This window comes from Marinomonas dokdonensis (assembly GCF_052747885.1).
Map to the genome: position 1 here is coordinate 508,305 of NZ_JBRAND010000001.1, position 18,081 is coordinate 526,385.

General features: G+C 45.6%; 17 protein-coding genes and 1 riboswitch. Of the genes, 4 read left to right on the top strand and 13 right to left on the bottom strand.

The window, feature by feature from the left end; genetic code table 11:
• Window position 1 precedes the first annotated feature (1 nt).
• The 6 genes from ACUM5Y_RS02420 to rpsF form a co-directional block, all read right to left on the bottom strand.
• A complete protein-coding gene (locus ACUM5Y_RS02420; RefSeq protein ID WP_445975253.1) occupies window positions 2-1,564 on the bottom strand; it encodes a methyl-accepting chemotaxis protein in 1,563 nt (520 codons plus the stop codon).
• A 99-nt stretch (window positions 1,565-1,663) separates the two neighbouring features.
• Complete coding sequence (gene dnaB / locus ACUM5Y_RS02425; protein ID WP_445975254.1) at window positions 1,664-3,040, bottom strand: replicative DNA helicase; 1,377 nt, start codon at window positions 3,038-3,040, stop codon at window positions 1,664-1,666.
• 119 nt (window positions 3,041-3,159) lie between these two features.
• Complete coding sequence (rplI, locus tag ACUM5Y_RS02430) at window positions 3,160-3,603, bottom strand: 50S ribosomal protein L9 (RefSeq protein WP_445975255.1); 444 nt, start codon at window positions 3,601-3,603, stop codon at window positions 3,160-3,162.
• Window positions 3,604-3,621: 18 nt separating this feature from the next.
• Window positions 3,622-4,482, bottom strand: coding sequence for a hypothetical protein (locus tag ACUM5Y_RS02435; RefSeq protein ID WP_445975256.1), 861 nt, complete (start codon window positions 4,480-4,482; stop codon window positions 3,622-3,624).
• Window positions 4,483-4,503: 21 nt separating this feature from the next.
• Window positions 4,504-4,734, bottom strand: coding sequence for a 30S ribosomal protein S18 (gene rpsR / locus ACUM5Y_RS02440; protein ID WP_067013623.1), 231 nt, complete (start codon window positions 4,732-4,734; stop codon window positions 4,504-4,506).
• A gap of 23 nt (window positions 4,735-4,757) precedes the next feature.
• Window positions 4,758-5,165, bottom strand: coding sequence for a 30S ribosomal protein S6 (gene rpsF / locus ACUM5Y_RS02445; RefSeq protein WP_445975257.1), 408 nt, complete (start codon window positions 5,163-5,165; stop codon window positions 4,758-4,760).
• A gap of 265 nt (window positions 5,166-5,430) precedes the next feature.
• On the opposite strand from rpsF, the gene ACUM5Y_RS02450 reads away from it, so the two are divergent.
• The 3 genes from ACUM5Y_RS02450 to ACUM5Y_RS02460 are packed head-to-tail and all read left to right on the top strand — an operon-like array spanning window position 5,431 to window position 8,036.
• Window positions 5,431-6,156 carry a MipA/OmpV family protein gene (locus tag ACUM5Y_RS02450; protein ID WP_445975258.1) on the top strand — a complete coding sequence of 242 codons (726 nt, stop codon included), beginning with the start codon at window positions 5,431-5,433 and terminating at the stop codon, window positions 6,154-6,156.
• 57 nt (window positions 6,157-6,213) lie between these two features.
• Window positions 6,214-7,104 (top strand): DMT family transporter, encoded by an 891-nt coding sequence (locus ACUM5Y_RS02455; RefSeq protein ID WP_445975259.1) that lies wholly within the window; start codon window positions 6,214-6,216, stop codon window positions 7,102-7,104.
• Between the two features lie 35 nt (window positions 7,105-7,139).
• Window positions 7,140-8,036, top strand: a complete 897-nt coding sequence (locus ACUM5Y_RS02460; RefSeq protein WP_445975260.1) for a DMT family transporter — start codon at window positions 7,140-7,142, stop codon at window positions 8,034-8,036.
• Window positions 8,037-8,038: 2 nt separating this feature from the next.
• Here the strand turns inward: ACUM5Y_RS02460 and ACUM5Y_RS02465 are convergent, their stop codons facing one another.
• The 7 genes from ACUM5Y_RS02465 to hldE form a co-directional block, all read right to left on the bottom strand.
• Window positions 8,039-8,899 carry a DMT family transporter gene (locus ACUM5Y_RS02465; protein ID WP_445975261.1) on the bottom strand — a complete coding sequence of 287 codons (861 nt, stop codon included), beginning with the start codon at window positions 8,897-8,899 and terminating at the stop codon, window positions 8,039-8,041.
• A gap of 22 nt (window positions 8,900-8,921) precedes the next feature.
• Entirely contained in the window at window positions 8,922-9,623 is a 702-nt protein-coding gene (locus ACUM5Y_RS02470; protein WP_445975262.1) for a thiamine ABC transporter ATP-binding protein, read from the bottom strand.
• On the bottom strand, window positions 9,610-11,226 hold the full coding sequence (gene thiP / locus ACUM5Y_RS02475; RefSeq protein ID WP_445975263.1) for a thiamine/thiamine pyrophosphate ABC transporter permease: 1,617 nt from the start codon (window positions 11,224-11,226) through the stop codon (window positions 9,610-9,612). Before thiP ends, ACUM5Y_RS02470 begins: the two co-directional genes overlap by 14 nt.
• Window positions 11,210-12,214, bottom strand: coding sequence for a thiamine ABC transporter substrate binding subunit (gene thiB, locus ACUM5Y_RS02480; protein ID WP_445975264.1), 1,005 nt, complete (start codon window positions 12,212-12,214; stop codon window positions 11,210-11,212). Before thiB ends, thiP begins: the two co-directional genes overlap by 17 nt.
• A gap of 56 nt (window positions 12,215-12,270) precedes the next feature.
• A riboswitch (TPP riboswitch) is annotated at window positions 12,271-12,383 on the bottom strand.
• Window positions 12,384-12,407: 24 nt separating this feature from the next.
• Window positions 12,408-13,634 (bottom strand): 3-deoxy-D-manno-octulosonic acid transferase, encoded by a 1,227-nt coding sequence (locus ACUM5Y_RS02485; protein WP_445975265.1) that lies wholly within the window; start codon window positions 13,632-13,634, stop codon window positions 12,408-12,410.
• A 2-nt stretch (window positions 13,635-13,636) separates the two neighbouring features.
• Window positions 13,637-15,421: a lipid A export permease/ATP-binding protein MsbA gene (gene msbA, locus ACUM5Y_RS02490; RefSeq protein ID WP_445975266.1), complete on the bottom strand. Its 1,785-nt coding sequence runs from the start codon at window positions 15,419-15,421 to the stop codon at window positions 13,637-13,639.
• Window positions 15,422-16,849, bottom strand: coding sequence for a bifunctional D-glycero-beta-D-manno-heptose-7-phosphate kinase/D-glycero-beta-D-manno-heptose 1-phosphate adenylyltransferase HldE (hldE, locus tag ACUM5Y_RS02495; protein WP_445975267.1), 1,428 nt, complete (start codon window positions 16,847-16,849; stop codon window positions 15,422-15,424).
• Between the two features lie 100 nt (window positions 16,850-16,949).
• Here hldE and ACUM5Y_RS02500 point away from each other — a divergent pair, with 100 nt between their 5' ends.
• Window positions 16,950-18,077, top strand: coding sequence for an AGE family epimerase/isomerase (locus tag ACUM5Y_RS02500; RefSeq protein WP_445975268.1), 1,128 nt, complete (start codon window positions 16,950-16,952; stop codon window positions 18,075-18,077).
• Window positions 18,078-18,081 lie beyond the last annotated feature (4 nt).

The window sequence follows — 18,081 nt, forward strand, 5'->3', positions numbered from 1 at the left end:
TTTACTGCTTCATGCGTTCCGCAAGGTTACCTTGCTCATAAGCCTCTTCTTCAATATGAGCAATATTCGCCACGATACCTTTCGCTTTCTCAATACTGTTCACACTTAGGTCATCCACCTCTTGCATTTTTTCATTGAGATTGCGGGCAACGCTGGCCTGCTCTTCCGTTGAAACATTAATTTGCGCCGTCATATCGACAATGCGCTTAATGGCCGTTTCTATATCACTCATTTTTTCCGCCACCATAGAAACGCGCTCGACACCTTGTTGAGCAACCTCTGCGCCTTTATCTATGGTCTTGCTGACATCAGCTGTATTCTTCTTCAGCTCTTCTGTCATGTTGTTAATATCTTGTGTGGCATTCTGAGTACGAATCGCCAGGGCACGTACTTCATCAGCGACCACGGCAAAGCCTCGACCAGCTTCACCAGCACGAGCCGACTCTATCGCTGCGTTTAACGCCAATAAGTTGGTTTGCTCTGCGATATCGCTAATAGAGTTCACCATCACATTAATACTATCGCTGTGCTCAGCCAAAACCATGACCACATCTTTAGCCTGAGCAACCTCGGCGTACACTTGGCGCATGGTATCCCCTGTTTGCTGAGCCAATAAACGGCTCTCACGGGACACAACTCCTACAGACTCCGTTGCATCCGCAGCCTCTTGCACATGTTCAGACACACTCTGGGCGCTCACTAAAAGCTGCGAACTGGCCGCCACCACGTCCTGAAAAGTATTACGTTGTTTATTAAAGTTATCCAAGTTGGTCAGTACATGGCTTTTCGCTTCCGTGGCTTTTTCTCTAAGCTGTCCCGCCCCTTCTTTCAAGCGATAGCGGAAAGTATTACTGGCAGCTTCCTGATGAGCTTGAGCGAACTTAACTGCCGCACTATCACCCACCGCCTTACAATATAAATACTGTCCTATAGGATTATGAGCCTCTACTGGTAAAGACTTAACAACCTGTTGCATCGAGTGTTTTTGATGAAAGCTCAGCCATATTCCTAACAAGGCCACGCAAGGTCCTGCAATTTGTAGAGCAAGATGACCACTTAACAGTGAAACCAGCGCCAAAATGGCCAAACAAGACATGATAACCCAAGCGGCATTAGATAAATGTTTCGCGACAGTTGCGGAAAAAGGCAGCAGTGATTTACCTGAATTTAGGCGATCATAAACAGTTTGGGCATGGGTTATTTCATCTTTAGTCGCTTTACGTCTTACCGACTCATAACCAATAACCTTGCCATTATCTAAAAGCGGGCTGACATGGGCACTTACCCAATAGTGATCGCCGTTTTCACAGCGGTTCTTCACCAAGCCCATCCAGCTGTTACCTTGCTTTAAGTTTGCCCACATGTCCGCAAACACGCCAGCCGGCACATCAGGGTGACGAATAATATTATGAGGAGAGCCAATCAAGGCTTCTCGTGGATAACCTGCCACCTCGCAAAACACATCATTTACAAATGTAATTTTTCCCTTTGTGTCCGTGCTTGAGACAAGAACATAGTCCTTCGGAAAATCATTTTCCTTGTTTGTAACGGGCATCTTTCGCATACGGTGCTCTCTTCTCGACAAATTATTCTGTTATGGTCAGCTAAGAAACTTATGAATACACATTTAACAACATAATATTACAATTTATTTGATTATTCCTTAATCGTCGTCAAAGTCTCGGTACGCATCTGGTGCTAAATCTTCAAAACGAGTGTATTTACCCACAAATGAAAGTCGACAAGTACCTATCGGACCATTACGCTGCTTACCAATTATGATCTCAGCAATGCCTTTATAAGGGGTATCTTCGTGATATACCTCATCACGGTAGACAAAGGAAATAACGTCCGCATCCTGCTCGATGGCTCCCGATTCACGCAAATCCGAGTTTACAGGACGTTTGTTCGGGCGGTTCTCCAAGCTTCGATTCAGCTGAGACAAAGCCACCATAGGACATTCCATTTCTTTGGCAATGGCTTTCAAAGAACGGGAAATTTCAGAAATCTCATTGGTTCGACCTTCAGTAAAACCAGGAATTTGCATAAGTTGCAGGTAATCCACCATCACCAAGGCCACACCACCGTGCTCACGTGCAATTCTTCGTACCCGAGATCGCATTTCTGTGGGGCTAATACCACCGGTATCATCGATGAAGAGCTTTCTGTCTTTTAGCATTTTAACTGCCGACATCAGCTTATCCCAATCTTCCTGTATAAGTTGACCGGAGCGCATACGGGTCTGGTCTATCTTGCCAAGAGAGGAAAGCATACGCATCATCAACTGTTCCGCCGGCATCTCCAAACTAAAGACGATGACAGGCTTATCGCTAATCATGGTGGCATTTTCTACCAAGTTCATGGCGAAAGTGGTTTTACCCATGGAAGGACGCCCGGCCACAATCACCAAATCGGAGGGCTGTAAGCCTGCTGTCATCGCATCCAAGTCAGTAAAACCTGTACTCAAGCCAGTTATCGCCCCTTCTTGGTGGTACAGCTCATCAATTTTATCGACAGTGGCACTTAAAATGTCCGAGGCAATTCTTGGCCCGCCTTTTTTCTCACCACCTTCCGCGATTTGAAAAATTTTACGCTCTGCTTCGTCGAGTACTTCCGCTGCAGTCATACCTTCAGGATGAAATGCTCGAGCGGATATTTCATTAGTGGTGGAGATAAGGTTACGCAGCAAAGCACGCTCTCGCACTATGTCTGCATAGGAGGCAATGTTGGCGGTACTCGGTGTGGCCTCAGCGATCTCAATAAGATATGCCATGCCGCCGATGGATTCTAAATCACCGCGTTTATCGAGACGCTCCCCTATGGTAACCACATCAATGGGTTCGGATTCATCTGCAAGTCGTGCGATGACGCCAAAAATCAGCTTATGTTCCGGGCGATAAAAATCATCCGCCAAGACTAATTCAGACACTTTTTCCCAAGCATTCGGGTCAAGCATCAAGCCACCCACTACAGAACGCTCAGCCTCTATGGAGTAAGGCGGCAACTTAATCGAAGCGACACTAGAATCATTTAACTGCACAAATAACACCCGCGAATAAACAGAATAAAACTGGTAAAAGAGCTTATCATGCCCATAAAAAAAGGGCATCTTGCAATCTGCAAGATACCCTTTTTTACAGGATAATTTAGAAAACTAAATTACTCTGCAACAACCGCTAAAGTAACAGTTACAACTACTTCAGAGTGTAGCTGAACATCAACTTCGAAAGAACCAGTGTGACGGATTGCGCCTTCAGGAAGACGAATCTCAGCTTTAGATACTTCTACTTCAGTAGAGATAGCATCAGCGATGTCACGAGTACCGATAGAACCGAAAAGCTTACCTTCGTCACCAGCGTTAGCCGTGATAGTGAAAGTTTTACCTTCTAGGCTTTCTGCACGTACTGTAGCAGCAGCTTTACGCTCGTTTGCTTGAGCTTCAAGCTCTGCACGACGCTCTTCAAAGCTAGCCAAGTTCAATTTCGTAGCCATTACAGCTTTTTTGTTTGGAATCAAAAAGTTACGAGCAAAGCCTGGTTTAACGACAACAACGTCACCAATTCCGCCTAGCTTGTTTACTTTGTCGAGTAGAATAACTTCCATCTCGATCACCTCTAATAATTAACCATTACTTGAATTGGACGGCTTATCTTGGATCCGTTTACGTATATCCACGAAGCTGTCCACCACACAAAGGACAATCAACAGCTTGGTAAAATACACATTTAGAACGAAAAATCCCACAAGATAAAACGTAATAAGTCCAACAACCCCAATATTTCTTTTTGCTAGAATACCGTGTACTAAAGCCAATCCAGGTAAAACCAACGCTGGCACAGCCGCTTGAGAGAGTATCGAGAAACCACCTGCTAGGCTTTCACCTACTAGCAGCATCCCACCCAACACAAGCACAAATACAACAGGCAATCGCAACTGATGAAACTCGGTACGTAATCCACCTGGATTATAGAGTCCTGCCTGCCACTTACGCGCTAAAAATAGCGACGCAACGGCAACCACCACTTGAATGATGGAAAGTGCCATAACCGCCTGACTATAAATCAAGGCTTTCTCTGGCACATCACCACCTTCTGTTGTCAACATTTGCTGAATCAGTGTGACCACTAAGTTCAACATGTCCGACATCAATAGAGGTTGCAGTAAGGTACTAACAACGGCAAAGAAACTGCCCGCCAATAACACCCAACTCCATGACATGGTTGATCTAAGCAAATAGCTCAACAAGGCCACATCTAATAACACCATTAACGCTGTTGCATCCCCTTGAAGCGTCCACACGATCAATGCCGGCAGACAACCCCAAGCTAATACAGGTATTCCTTCGCTAACACCTTTTCGAAGTACAACTAGGCCCAATATGGCCGCCGCTAGCCAAAATAACATTGGGATAGCACTGAACAAGGCAACACCAATAATGGCATTGCGACGACGTTGCATAACCCAGTTCGCTAACGTACTCATTTTTGCACTTCGATCCGCAACTTAGTTAAAGTGGCTGTCAGTGTAAGGAAGCAAAGCAATGTAGCGAGCGCGTTTGATTGCAGTCGCTAGCTGACGCTGGTAACGAGCCTTAGTGCCAGTAATACGGCTAGGTACGATTTTACCAGTTTCAGTGATGTAACCTTTAAGTGTTTCTAGATCTTTGTAATCGATCTCTTTAACGCCTTCTGCAGTAAAACGGCAGAACTTACGACGACGGAAAAAACGAGCCATGAGTATCTCCTAATTCAAATAGATTAATCTTCAGATTCTTCAGCAACTTCATCAGCTGCATTATCGCTGTTGCGCTCTTCGCGTTGCGGAGCAGAACGACGATCTTCACGACCTTCAGAAGCCTTGATAGGAGAAACGTCAGTAACCGCTTCTTTACGACGAACCACCAAGTTACGGATGATCGCATCGTTGTAGCGGAAAGTGTCGTTTAGTTCAGACAAAACACTTTCAGAACACTCAACGTTCATAAGAACATAGTGTGCTTTGTGAATTTTGTTAATTGGGTAAGCTAGTTGACGACGGCCCCAATCTTCTAGACGGTGAACTTGACCACCATCTTCAGTAATTAGGTTAGTGTAACGCTCTACCATTGCTGGTACTTGTTCGCTTTGATCTGGGTGAACCAGAAAGACGATTTCATAATGACGCATTTAAGCTCTCCTTATGGGTTCTTAGTCTCCACGCTTCCCCTGTTATAAAGCTGTGAGACAAGGAGTATTGATTTACAGGGACGCGCATTATATAGCACTAATGGTCAAGATGTAAACGAATTGTACGCCCCTAGAAACAAAAGCTCCCTAGAGAATTTTTTTGTGTAAAGAACCGCTTAATTCGAGGAATGCTTTTGCAGCCAAAGGGTAAGCGCTATAGAATCTAGATTACCTAGGAATAAGCGTATTAATGGATGTATCGACAATGAAAAAAGTCCTTCTAACATGTTTCACTTTACTGCCGTTACTCGCAAAAGCGGATGGTAGTATTGGTATTGTTGGCGACTATTCACAAAGCCTATACAAAGACACAGACAATCAAGCAAAAGTTTTACCGGCGTTCTCCTATGAAGGCGAACGTGCCTATGTAAAACTGCCTGAAATCGGCTACCACCTAATCCCTAAAGCCTCATACCAAAGCCTTTCGGCAGGATTGAGATATCAGCCATCTGCATTCGATCCTGACGACAGTAATGACAGCCATATTCAATTAATGGATGACAGAGATGACAGCACCATGGCGGTTGTTAATTATCGCTGGGGGCCGATCAGTTTGAAAATGGCACAAGACATAAGTGGCGTACATGATGGTTACTTTGGACAAGTGTCCTTAGGCTACCCAGTTCAGACATCCATTTGGCAACTGATACCCTCTATAAGCTACCGCTATTTAAGCGATAAAATGAGCGACTATTTATTTGGCGTCTCTTCCAGTGATGCCAGTCGTACCGGTGGCAGCATTAGTGCCTATGATGCACCTTCCACCACAGAGCTATCTGTGGGTATCCGTGCCATTTATCCAATCTCATCCAACACTAGCTTTATGTTAAATCTAAAGCACACAGAGTATGATGATGAAATTAAACAAAGCCCTATTGTGACGGAAAACAAGATCAATTCTATTACCGCGGCTTTCCTTTATAACTTTTAACATCATGGCTTATGGCAGATTGTCATCATATTTTAGACAAAGGATTCGTCATTATTTATGAGTAAACTTTCTAATAACGCTAAAGCCATGATATTTGGCTTAGGGGCGGTACTATTATGGTCAACCGTCGCCACGGCTTTTAGCATTTCGTTACAGCATTTGTCGCCCGCCCAACTACTGGTGATCGCCAGCGCCGTATCACTTATTTTTTTACTCGCACTAGTCACCTTACAAGGTGATTTTGCCAGTTTAAGAGAAGAAGCAAAAAAAACTTGGAGATCCTCTCTGTTTTTTGGGGCAATAAACCCATTCCTCTACTATCTAGTACTATTACAGGCCTATGACATGCTGCCTGCTCAAGAAGCCCAGGCCATCAATTACACTTGGGCGATTGTACTCAGCTTCATGGCCGTCCCAATTTTAAAGCAACGACTCAAAGGCACTGACTATATTGCGGCTTTCGCATGTTACTTTGGGGTGCTTTATATTGCGACTCGAGGCGCAATATCTGACTTAGAGTTCTCAAATTTACCTGGGGTTGCCTTTGCTTTATTCAGCACTCTTATTTGGGCAAGCTATTGGTTATTCAACACCAAAGACACACGCCCAAGCCTGATCGGAATCACCCTAAACTTCGCCTTTGCATTACCTCTAATTCTCATTTACGCCGCTTTCACTGGAGAGTTCAGCCACTGGAATACACAAGGTCTATGGAGTGCCGTATACATTGGGCTATTTGAAATGGGACTAAGTTTTGTGCTTTGGAATCAAGCCCTAAAACTCACTGATAAAGCGAGCCGGGTGGCCAACTTAATTTTTCTATCGCCACTACTTTCCATTGTATGGCTTTCTCAAATTGCTGATGAACCCATACTAGCTTCCACCTTAATCGGCTTAGGATGTATTTTAATTGGCCTCTTTATTCAGAACAGCGCCAAATCAAAATAACAATAGAATATAGCGCCAATTCATAAGGACTCATAATGCCCGCTTTTGTCTACCTACTACTCCCCATCCTATTTTGGTCTGGTAACTATATTTTAGGACGGGTTTCCGTTTCTACGGGCATAGACCCTTACACCATCTCTTTTTTACGCTGGAGCCTGGCCTGCGCAATCATTCTGCCATTCGCCTATAAGAAGCTTTGGCAAGAACGCCACATTATCCGAGAAAACCTACCATTATTAATCCTATTTGGCTGGCTAGGAATCTGTAATTACAATCTTTTCTTATACATAGGACTCAGCTCCACCAGCGTCACGAATGCCGTCCTACTCAATTCGGTGATGCCCGTCATCATACTGATTACAGCACGCATTGTGCTTGGCCAAAAAACCACCTGGTTACAGAATGTGGGTATTATTATTTCCTCTATTGGTGCCATAGAAATTGTCAGTCGTGGTAGCTTAGACACCCTGCTGCATCTCACCATGTCACGAGGAGACTTATGGATCATAACCGCAGCACTAAGCTGGGCCGTTTATTCTGTACTGATTGCGAAACGCCCTAAAGGCATGAGTCTTATCGGCTTTTTTGCCTGCACAGCCCTCATTGGAACAGGCTTTCAAGCACCACTATTTTTACTGTTTGGACACACCCCCATAGCAGAACTTAACAGCACCCATTGGGGTAGCATTGTTTACATGGGGATATTTGCGTCCATTGGTGCATTTTTATGTTGGAATACAGGTGTTCAAAAATTAGGTGCCGCCACCGCTGGACACTTTATACATCTCATGCCCGTGTTCAGCATTGCCTTATCGGTAATATTTCTAGGGGAAAGCCTCTACAGTTTTCACTACATTGGTATTGTGTTAATTTTCTCAGGCATTTTCGTCGCTACTCTACTGAACCAGAAACTACAGAAAAAAGCGCTTTAGTATTAAGCGTTTTTTGCCATTCGAGCACTGATCAGAATACTAATAAAAATCAGCACCATACCGGATAGCGCATAAATATCCGGTAGGTGTTGCCACACCAGCAAGCCCCACAAACCACTGAATACCACACCAATATAGCTAATGGGAGAGATAACACTGGCCGGCGCATAGCTATAAGCCTTGTTGTATAAAAACATCCCAACGTACAAGGTTAGCCCGACCACAAGCATTTGCGGCCATAAATCCATTGGAATGAATAAGCTTTGAGGCATTAAGCCCGCAAGTAATGCAGACAATAGACTGGATATAAAAAAGTAAACGAATAAGGTCTCTTGACCTGTTACATGTCGGGACAGCATACGAGTGGTCACCATTGAAAGCGCCAAACCTAAAGCCGACAGAAAACCCACCAAATGCCAAGGATTAAAGTGACTGGGCGTAGGATGAATGATGAGGGCAACACCGACAAAGCCAACAATCATCGGCCACCAACGCTTTCTCGGCATGCCCATTCTGTGAATCAACAGCACCACTAAGGGCACGCACAGGGGCGCACAACTTCTTAGCAACGAAGCTTCCACCAGCGGAATATGATTCAAGGACCAGTAATAAAACAGGAATCCAGCGAAGCCCCCTACACTTCTCACCAAATGAATTTTCCAAACCTCAAATGAGCGGACTTTAATATGCCCCTTCATCTGCGGTAAGAGAATAATCAAACAAATCACACTTTGCCAAAACACCACGGCAAACACAGCCACCTGTGTTTGCAGCTGCTTCGCCACCAGCGCGGTAATGGACATAATAAAGGCATAAATTATTGTCAGCAGAATACCTTTTTTTATCAGCGCTTTGTGATCCACTATACATCCACCTTAGGGAAAGCTATAAGCCTCTATTGTGACCAAAGTATTCGGCAAAAGCCGCTATTTTTTGCGGTTGCTGCAAAACGTCCACTGATTCATGGGCCGCTACCTTACCTTTTTCAATCAGCACCACACGTCCGCCCACCAATAGCGCCTCTTGTGGCAAATGAGAAACCAGTAAGGTGGTTAAATCATATTCTTCAGTGACCTTTGCCACTAATTGCAACATCTCTTCCCGTAACGCTGGGTCCAAGGCACTAAAAGGCTCATCCAATAACAGAATAGGTTTTTTGCGCACCAAGGCTCTGGCGATAGCCACCCGTTGGGCCTGCCCGCCAGATAGAGCCTGAGGAAAGCGCTCGGCTTTATCTTGTAACTGAGTTTTCTCTAAAGCCCAGATTACTCGCTGCTTTTGCTCTGCACTCAACGCCAAACTGGCATTTAAACCAATGGCGACATTCTGCCAAACGGTTAATTGTGGAAATAAGTTATCGGACTGAAACAAGGTGGTAATGGGTCGCTGGTAAGCAGGTAACGCCAGTAATGACTGGCCTTGAAAGCTCAGTTCCCCCTGACCACTCAAGAAACCACCAAGTAAATGCAAGAGTGTACTCTTACCCTCACCACTGGCACCTAATAAGGTGGTCATACCCGGCGCAATAGCTAACTGATAATCTGCCGAAAAGCGCTCCCAGCTGTATTCTATATTAATGGACAGCATGGGACTTTCCTCCGATCAAACGTAATGAAGAATAAAACAGCAAGATACATAAACTTATCAACACAACCGCGACACAAGCACCTTCTTCTAGACGATAAGAGCCAATCAGCTGGAATAAATAAAGCGGCAAAGACAACAAGCCCTGGCTGCCAAAAATCGCGATCACCCCCATATCCCCAAGAGATAACAGCAAAGCGTAGGCAAAGGCTTGCGCCAAACTTAAGCGTATTAAAGGCCATTCTAAACGCCAACGAGAAAGCCCCCAGATACCTAGACTTGCATACAAGTGTCGAAACCTTTTTTCCTGTTGGTATAAGGTGGGCATTAGGGCACGCATCACAAAAGGCAAAGCCATGACAGCATTCACCCACACCACCACCCAATAGCCAGACGATAGCCCCCAGCCGAAATCTCGGAGCCATAGAAATAATCCAGTGGCGATTACCAAGCCCGGCACCATTAAAATTAAATTACTTAGATGCTCCAATTTATCTGGCAACCAGTGTACGCCTACACGCCCCAAGCAATGGCGAGCCAATACACCAAAGCACAAAGCCAACAACAGGCTCAATAACGCAGCAGGCAACGCAATCTTTAAGGAAACACCTACCGCGCGCCACAGACCAGCCGATTGCAGCGTTTGCCAGAAGGTGGCTGAAAACAATGGATCAAAAATGGCCACAAAAGGTGGCAACACCAGCAAGAGCATGATGGTAAAAAACACGCCATCACTCACTTTGGCGCACCAAGAGTCACGCAGCAAATAACGGTTACTTGCTAACAGACTCATATCCTGACGATTAGTTGGTGTGAGTCGATAAACAAGCATGGCGAATAGAGTGCAAATGCATACTTGCAGAAGAGCCAGAAAGCTCGCTTTGTTTAAATCAAAATCAAAGCGCAACGCCTGATAAATAGCGACTTCTAGGGTACTAGACTTAGGCCCTCCCCCTAAGCTCAGCACAACAGCAAAGCTTGAAAAGCACAACATGAAAGTGAGTACAAAAGCACCCGGCAAAACCTTCTTCAGATAATGCCATTCGATTAGGCGAAATGCCTGCCAGCGCCCCAGCCCTAATTGACTGGATTGTCGCCATTGCCCAGCGGGTATCAAACCGTATCCTTGCAATAACAAACGCGTAGCAAGGGGCATATTCAAAAACACATGCGCAATAAGAATACCGAATAGCCCATACAGGGGGACCTGCACACCAAACAGCTGAAATAACCAGCCAGAACGGCCATACACCACAACAATCCCTAGGATCGCTACTATGGTTGGCACCACCATGGACACAGCAAACAGCTGCAATAACAAGCCACGACCTGGAAAACTTCGATGCATCAAGCAAGACGCCACAGGGATAGCAACCAAGATACTCAAGCCACTGCTTAATAAAGCCTGCCACAAGGAAAAACGTATCACTCGCCATAAATAGGCTTCACTGAGATACTGAGGCCATAAGCTTAGGTCGCTATAACGCAAAAGAGCCGCCAAACTGACCGCTCCTATGAAAATGAATATCATCACTCCTAGCAAGGCTGGGCTCAAACGCGCCAGCCAAGGTAAGGAGTTTGCTAAAGACTTAGCGCGTTGTGGCATCTAACCACTCATTCACCCAAGCTTTACGTTGTTTAGCCACTTGTTCCGCTGATAGCAACAATGTGTTGTTAACCGCTAAAGGCGCATCAAAGGCAGTTGGCAGGGGTTCCGCCTGATCCACCACTGGCAACATCCAGTTTCCAGTCGCAATGGTGGACTGGAAGCCTGGTTGCAAAACGAACTGCATAAAACGTTTAGCCAACTCTGGGTTCTGGCTATTCTTTAGCATCGCCGCCACTTCAATCTGTGGGTAATAACCTTCACTGGCCAACGCCGCTTTGTACTTGTGCTCACCTTCCGCAACTATGTGATAGGCCGGTGAGGTTGTGTAACTTAACACCACATCCGCTTCACCTTTCAAAAATAGGCTATAACCGTCGTACCAGCCTTTGGTCACAGTCACCGTATGGGACGCTAATTTCTCCCAAGCCTCTGGTGCTTGCTCTCCATATACGGCTTTCATCCATAGCAACAAGCCAAGTCCCGGCGTACTGGTACGAGGGTCCTGATAAATAACTCGCAGGTCCGGATTTTCTACCACTTCTTTTAGTGAAGCGGGGGGTGTCGATAAGGTTTCTGTGTTGTAGATAAAAGCAAAATGCCCTTTATCGAAAGGTACAAAATGTGTGTCACTCCAGCCATCGGCAAGATTTACAGGGCTGGTATCCACACCATGAGCCGCCAATAAACCACTGTTTTTTGCCGCTTGCATTAGGTTTAAATCGAGACCCAACAAAACATCCGCTTCGCTTGCACTACCTTCTAGTTGCACTCGAGATAAGATACCCACAGAAGAATCCATGGCAACAAAATTCAGTTCACACTGACACTCGGCTTCAAAGTTCTGTTTGATCTTGGGGCCTGGGCCCCACTCCGCAGCAAAAGAGTCATAGGTGTAAACATTCAAGGTATCTTTTGCTGTCGCCAATAGCGAAAAACTTGCGGCAATGGACAAAGTCGCAACTTTGAGAAGTAAGGATTTTTTCAACGTGACGCTCCTATAAAAAACATGAGCGGCGTACAGGGAAATGGCAAGGCTTAATAGAGCTCCTGCTATCTCGATTCCTACGCCAGCATAATCTGGATCAGGTTCGGTGGGTTAGCGGGCAAATCCGCTTCTCAGCTTTGTTAAACACAAAGCACCCCATGAGATATTTTGAGAGGCTATTGTAAAGAGTCGTTCAGGCGATGTCTATTTGAGAAAGAATACGCTCTACAGCGCCCTGATTCTGTTGAGCAAAGGCCAAGGCTTTTTGCCCTTGTAAAACCCCATTAGTAGGATTTGCAGCTAAAGCGTTTAGATCCTCTTGTAACTCAGCGACATTAGCGCAACGCAGCGCACCACCAACTGTTACTAATTGCTCAGTGATGTCTTTAAAATTAAAAGTATGTGGGCCAACCAACACAGGCTTTGCCAATAATGCCGCTTCAATCGGGTTATGACCCCCACGTTCAATCATGCTGCCAGCCACAAACGCCACATCGGAGGCTTGGTAATACTGCAACAATTCCCCCATGGAGTCCCCAACCACAACGGCATGATCAGACCATGCTGTTAGAGAATCTACACTACGGCGCGCCACCTTAGTAAAACATTGACGGGCTTGTTGGAAGACCTGCTCAAAACGTTCAGGGTGTCGAGGCACGATCAGCAACAAGGCATCAGGGCATTGTTTTAGCAGTTGTGCATGAGCTTCTAGAAATAGGCCATCTTCCCCTTCATGGGTACTGGCAGCAATCCACACAAAAGAAGAAGAGATTTGCTCCCGCCAAGCACAGTGAATGACTTCATAAGGTAGGGTTAGATCAAACTTCACATTGCCCGTTACCAACACCTGCTTGGCACCAAGCTGCTTTAAACGTTGAGCATCGTCTTCAGCATGGGAAAAAAATCGGTCAGGCAGAGACATTAAAGGTTTCGAGACCAGCGAAAAACGTTGGTACTGGCGAAATGAGCGCTCACTTAAGCGAGCATTGATTACGTCTACCGTGAGGTTTTGTCGTTTAGCTTGTCGCAATAAGTTTGGCCAAAGCTCTGTCTCAACTATCCACAAATGCGGACACTGAATACGTGATAAACCTAGCATTACTGCGAAACGCCAATCCACTGGCAAATATTTATGCTGCGCCTGAGGAAAGCTTTTCGCCACCTGTTCTGCCCCAGTTGGGGTGACGGTAGTGATTAACAGTCGCCCTGTCGGCTGTTTCTTCTGCCAAGCCAGCACCAAGGGTCTAACGGCTAACACCTCTCCTACCGAGGCGCAATGTATCCACAAATCAGCTTCAACCTTTGACCCAAGACCAAAAGCTTGAGCCAGTCGATAATTCGGATAACGTCGCTTAAAGCCGATAATTTTCCACAAGATCAACGGCGATAACAGCAGCAAGAGGAGGCTATAAAACCACATACTTAGTCTTTAGTTTCACTAAACTGTTGGCTATGCAGCTGGGCATAGGCGCCTTTGAGAGCTAGCAACTCAGCATGGGTTCCTTGCTCAATGATCTGCCCATCATCCACAACCGCGATAATATCGGCTTTTTCTATGGTAGATAGACGGTGAGCAATAGCGATGGTGGTACGATTTTGCATCAAGTTTTCCAACGCCAGTTGAATCGCACGCTCAGACTCGGTATCCAAAGCCGAGGTCGCTTCATCCAGAATGAGAATCGGCGCATTTTTCAAAATGGCTCGAGCAATCGCAATACGCTGGCGCTGACCACCAGAAAGCAGTACACCGTTTTCCCCCACCATGGTATTAAGGCCAGATTCTAGCTGCTGTATAAAGCCCCAAGCGTTAGCCGCCTTGGCTGCCTCAATAACCACGTCATCACTGGCATCACGCAAGCTGCCATAGGCAATATTTTCTCGAATAGTGCCGTTAAACAAGACCACTTGCTGATTAACCAAAGCGATGTTGGCGCGTAAATCTTTCAGCTGGTAACTATTAATGGAATGACCATCGATTTGAATCTGATCTTCTGCTACATCATAAAAACGTGGAACCAGGTTCGCCATGGTCGACTTTCCGCTACCAGAGCGGCCTACCAAAGCGAGGGTTTTACCCGCTGGCAATGACAGATTAATGTTTTTCAACGCCTGTTTTTCTGCTCCAGGATATTGAAAGGTCAAACCCTTCCAGTCCAAGGCCCCAGTGAAACGACCTACGGATTTTTTGCCGGAATCGTTTTCTTCCGCCATGTCTAGAAAAGCAAAAATACTGTACGCCGCCGCAATACCTTTTTGCAGAATACTGTTCACCTCGGTCAGCTGGCGCATAGGTTTGCTCAACATACCCGCCGCACCAATGAAAGCGACAAAATCCCCAGCCGACATGGACGCACTAATCGTAGGATCAAGAGCCAACCAAATTAAACTCGCCAACGCCACGGCCACTATGAACTGGACGATTGGCACATTCAGCGCCCGAGTCATCTCCATTTTTAGTTGCGAGCGACGGTTCTCTTCAGCAGCTTCACGAAAGCGCTGTTTCTCGTACTGGTTGCCGCCGAAAATTTTGACGACCTCATGCCCTTTAATTGCTTCAGATGCCACATCGGTGACACCACCCATGGCATCCTGAATGCGTGTACTCAGTTTCAAGAAGCGTTTAGACGCATAAGAAACCACGACACCGATTAAAGGAATGATAAGTAAAAACAACAAAGACAAGCGCCAGTTGGTGTAAAGCATATAGCCCATCAAGCCGATTACAGTAAAGCCTTCTCGCAGCAAGACTCGAACCGCCTGCGTGACAGAACCAATAACCTGCTCAGTATCGTAAGTGAGCTTGGCTAACAAGCGACCCGTAGGGGTTGAGTGATAATAACTCGAAGGCAAAGAAACCAGCTTATCGAACATCTTGGTACGCAGATCAAAAACCACCTGATTGGCGACTTTCGCCATGAAGTAGGACCCCAAAAACGTACCGATACCACGAACAATAAAAACTCCCAAAATCGCCGCGGGAATCACCAACCGACTTTCTGAGACCTTATTATTTGAGACCACATCCACAATATGCTTAAGCAGAGCCGCCAAGGCAGGCTCCATCACCGAATACATAAGGTAACCAGCAATACTCAGTAGCACATAAAACCAGGACGAGCGCAGATACCCTAATAGGCGAAAGTAGACTTTTGCACTGGATACTTTTTTAGCAGGTTGTTCAAGCTCAAGCGGCTCTTGATTTTGCATTTACAAATTCGCCTTTTCGATGATTGCGGTGGTTGAATAACCATCGACAAAAGTCAGTACCTTTACTTCGCCCCCATGGTCGAGCACATGCTGGGCACCGACAATGGTATCAATCGTGTAATCCCCGCCTTTCACCAAAACATCTGGTGATAAAGCTTCGATAATTTCTTTTGGTGTGTCTTCATCAAACCAGGTAACCCAGTCGATGGCGCCAACACCTTCCAATACCGCCATACGATGGGCAAGGTTATTGATAGGACGCTTTTCACCTTTAAGGCGCCTTACGGATTCATCGGTATTCACAGCAACGATTAGTCGATCACCCAAGGCTTTGGCTTGTTTCATATAAGCCACATGACCCGGGTGTAGGATATCGAAGCAACCATTGGTAAAGACCACTTTTTTACCATCCATTTGCGCCAGTTTAATCTGCTCCAAAATATCGGTAGGTGATAAAACGCCAAAGTTAGTCGTGCGATTACGCTGAAACATAATGGCTTCTAAGCGCTCGGAACTGATGGACGCGGTACCTAATTTCCCCACCACATAGCCAGCAGCCTGATTGGCATATTCCACCGCATCGGTGAAACGTTTACTGGTCACATAGACAGCCGTTAATACGGCAACGACAGTGTCCCCTGCCCCAGTCACATCAAATACTTCTTGCGCTGCAGTAGCCAAAGAGAAAGGCGCTTTACCACTCTCTAGTAACACTAGACCATCTTCACCACGGGTCACTAACAATGCTTGCCACGAGTATTTATCCCGCAAGGCTTTGGCTTTTTCTTCTAGCTCTTTTGTGGAGTTACAAGGACCAACAATGTTTTCAAACTCTAATAGATTAGGTTTGACTAGCGTTGCTCCTCGATAAATGGAGAAGTCATCCCCTTTCGGGTCAATAAAGCTTGGCACTTTGGCGGCGTTTGAAAGTTGAATCAAGGTTTGCACATCGGCCAAACAGCCTTTAGCGTAATCCGAATAAATCACCGCATCTGAATACTCAAGACAGGCTTTCACTTTCTCGGCCACAGCGCTGTTCTGGGACAAGCTGTCTGCTCGCTCTTCAAAATCTAAACGAATCAACTGCTGATGACGGCTCATCACTCGTAATTTGGTAATAGTCGGTAAATCAGGTGAATGTACAAATTGACAATTAACACCTTCAGCTTCCAAGCAGCGCTTTAAGACTTGCGCGTTATCGTCTTCCCCAACCACCCCAACTAAGGTGACGGCAACGCCTAATTTAGCGAGCCCTAAAGCAACGTTCGCTGCGCCGCCTGGGCGGTCTTCTATGTCAGATACTTTCACAACTTGCACCGGTGCTTCTGGTGAAATACGAGATGTGCCACCATACCAGTAGCGATCCAACATAACATCACCCACAACGAGGATGTGTTTGTCCTTAAAATTCAAATAGGAAGAGTTCATATCAACAACATAATAATCGATTTTTGAGAGCGACCATCTTATCATACTCATAATGTAAGTTGGACATACCAAGATCATACGAAATAAGGCTATTTACATAATGCTTAATGCAACCCTTTCTACCTGTGAAAAGTTCCTCTTTGATCATCTATTACCAAATTGGTCGGAACACGGTATCGATGCAGAACACGGATACAGTTATGAAAGTTTAAACCACGACTGGAGCAGAAATAGTGTAGGTCGCCTACGCTTACTCACTCAATGTCGACAGTTATACACCTTTAGCCATGCTTGCAAGTTAAAAGAAGACAGCCCTTGGCGTGATAAGCTAACGCCACTGTTCGAGTTTATTAATAGTCATTATTACCTAGATGATCGTTGGATATTTTCATTGAATGACGACTTAACGGTTAAAGACGAACAATCTGATGCCTATGCTCTGGCTTTTGTGTTGCTATCGTTTAGCCATTATTACCAAGTCAGTGGTGACCAGCGCGCCCTCTCTTATATGAAGCAAACCCACCAATTCTTAATGGCCAACATGCAAGCCAAAACGGGCGGTTTTTATGAGGCCTATCCAGTGGACCTCACTCAGGTTCGTCGCCAAAATCCACACATGCACTTACTGGAAGGCTATATTGCTGCGTATCAAGCCAGCCAAGATGCCCAATACAAACAAAGTATTGAGTTTTTACTCAGTCTTGCTCATGAACATTTCTACGACAAAAACTCCCGAACGCTTAGAGAGTTTTTTACTAATGATTGGCAAATACACCCAGAAATTGGTCATCAGGTAGAGCCTGGTCACCACTTTGAGTGGGTGTGGCTTTTATATCAGGCTTATCAGATCTGCCCCGACCCAATTCACCTAGAACTCGCGCAACAGCTATTTTCCACGGGTACACGTCATGGTATGAGTGAAGATGGCGGCATCTACAACCAAATTGATGCCAATACTTATGTTCCCCTTGATGAAGAAAAGCGCATTTGGCCGATAACTGAATACCTTAAAGCCATTACCGTGATGCCAATCGGTAAAGAAGAAAAGCAACTAAGGTTAGCAAATGCCCTTGAGTTCATGCAGCAACATTATTTGTTGGAAGATGGTCGCTGGAATGAATATCTGGATAAAGAAAATAATGCGAAAGATTTCCCATTGCCCGGAACCAGTAGCTATCACATTTTTCTCGGCCTAGTGGAAGTGCTAACATGGCAGCAATCAAACTAGGGAT

Excerpts from the sequence above, each read along its gene's own strand:
- ACUM5Y_RS02420 (WP_445975253.1), bottom strand. The coding sequence starts at position 1,564 with ATGCGAAAGATGCCCGTTACAAACAAGGAAAATGATTTTCCGAAGGAC.
- rplI (WP_445975255.1), bottom strand. The coding sequence starts at position 3,603 with ATGGAAGTTATTCTACTCGACAAAGTAAACAAGCTAGGCGGAATTGGT.
- ACUM5Y_RS02435 (WP_445975256.1), bottom strand. The coding sequence starts at position 4,482 with ATGAGTACGTTAGCGAACTGGGTTATGCAACGTCGTCGCAATGCCATT.
- rpsR (WP_067013623.1), bottom strand. The coding sequence starts at position 4,734 with ATGGCTCGTTTTTTCCGTCGTCGTAAGTTCTGCCGTTTTACTGCAGAA.
- rpsF (WP_445975257.1), bottom strand. The coding sequence starts at position 5,165 with ATGCGTCATTATGAAATCGTCTTTCTGGTTCACCCAGATCAAAGCGAA.
- ACUM5Y_RS02450 (WP_445975258.1), top strand. The coding sequence starts at position 5,431 with ATGAAAAAAGTCCTTCTAACATGTTTCACTTTACTGCCGTTACTCGCA.
- ACUM5Y_RS02455 (WP_445975259.1), top strand. The coding sequence starts at position 6,214 with ATGAGTAAACTTTCTAATAACGCTAAAGCCATGATATTTGGCTTAGGG.
- ACUM5Y_RS02460 (WP_445975260.1), top strand. The coding sequence starts at position 7,140 with ATGCCCGCTTTTGTCTACCTACTACTCCCCATCCTATTTTGGTCTGGT.
- ACUM5Y_RS02470 (WP_445975262.1), bottom strand. The coding sequence starts at position 9,623 with ATGCTGTCCATTAATATAGAATACAGCTGGGAGCGCTTTTCGGCAGAT.
- thiP (WP_445975263.1), bottom strand. The coding sequence starts at position 11,226 with ATGCCACAACGCGCTAAGTCTTTAGCAAACTCCTTACCTTGGCTGGCG.
- ACUM5Y_RS02485 (WP_445975265.1), bottom strand. The coding sequence starts at position 13,634 with ATGTGGTTTTATAGCCTCCTCTTGCTGCTGTTATCGCCGTTGATCTTG.
- msbA (WP_445975266.1), bottom strand. The coding sequence starts at position 15,421 with ATGCAAAATCAAGAGCCGCTTGAGCTTGAACAACCTGCTAAAAAAGTA.
- hldE (WP_445975267.1), bottom strand. The coding sequence starts at position 16,849 with ATGAACTCTTCCTATTTGAATTTTAAGGACAAACACATCCTCGTTGTG.
- ACUM5Y_RS02500 (WP_445975268.1), top strand. The coding sequence starts at position 16,950 with ATGCTTAATGCAACCCTTTCTACCTGTGAAAAGTTCCTCTTTGATCAT.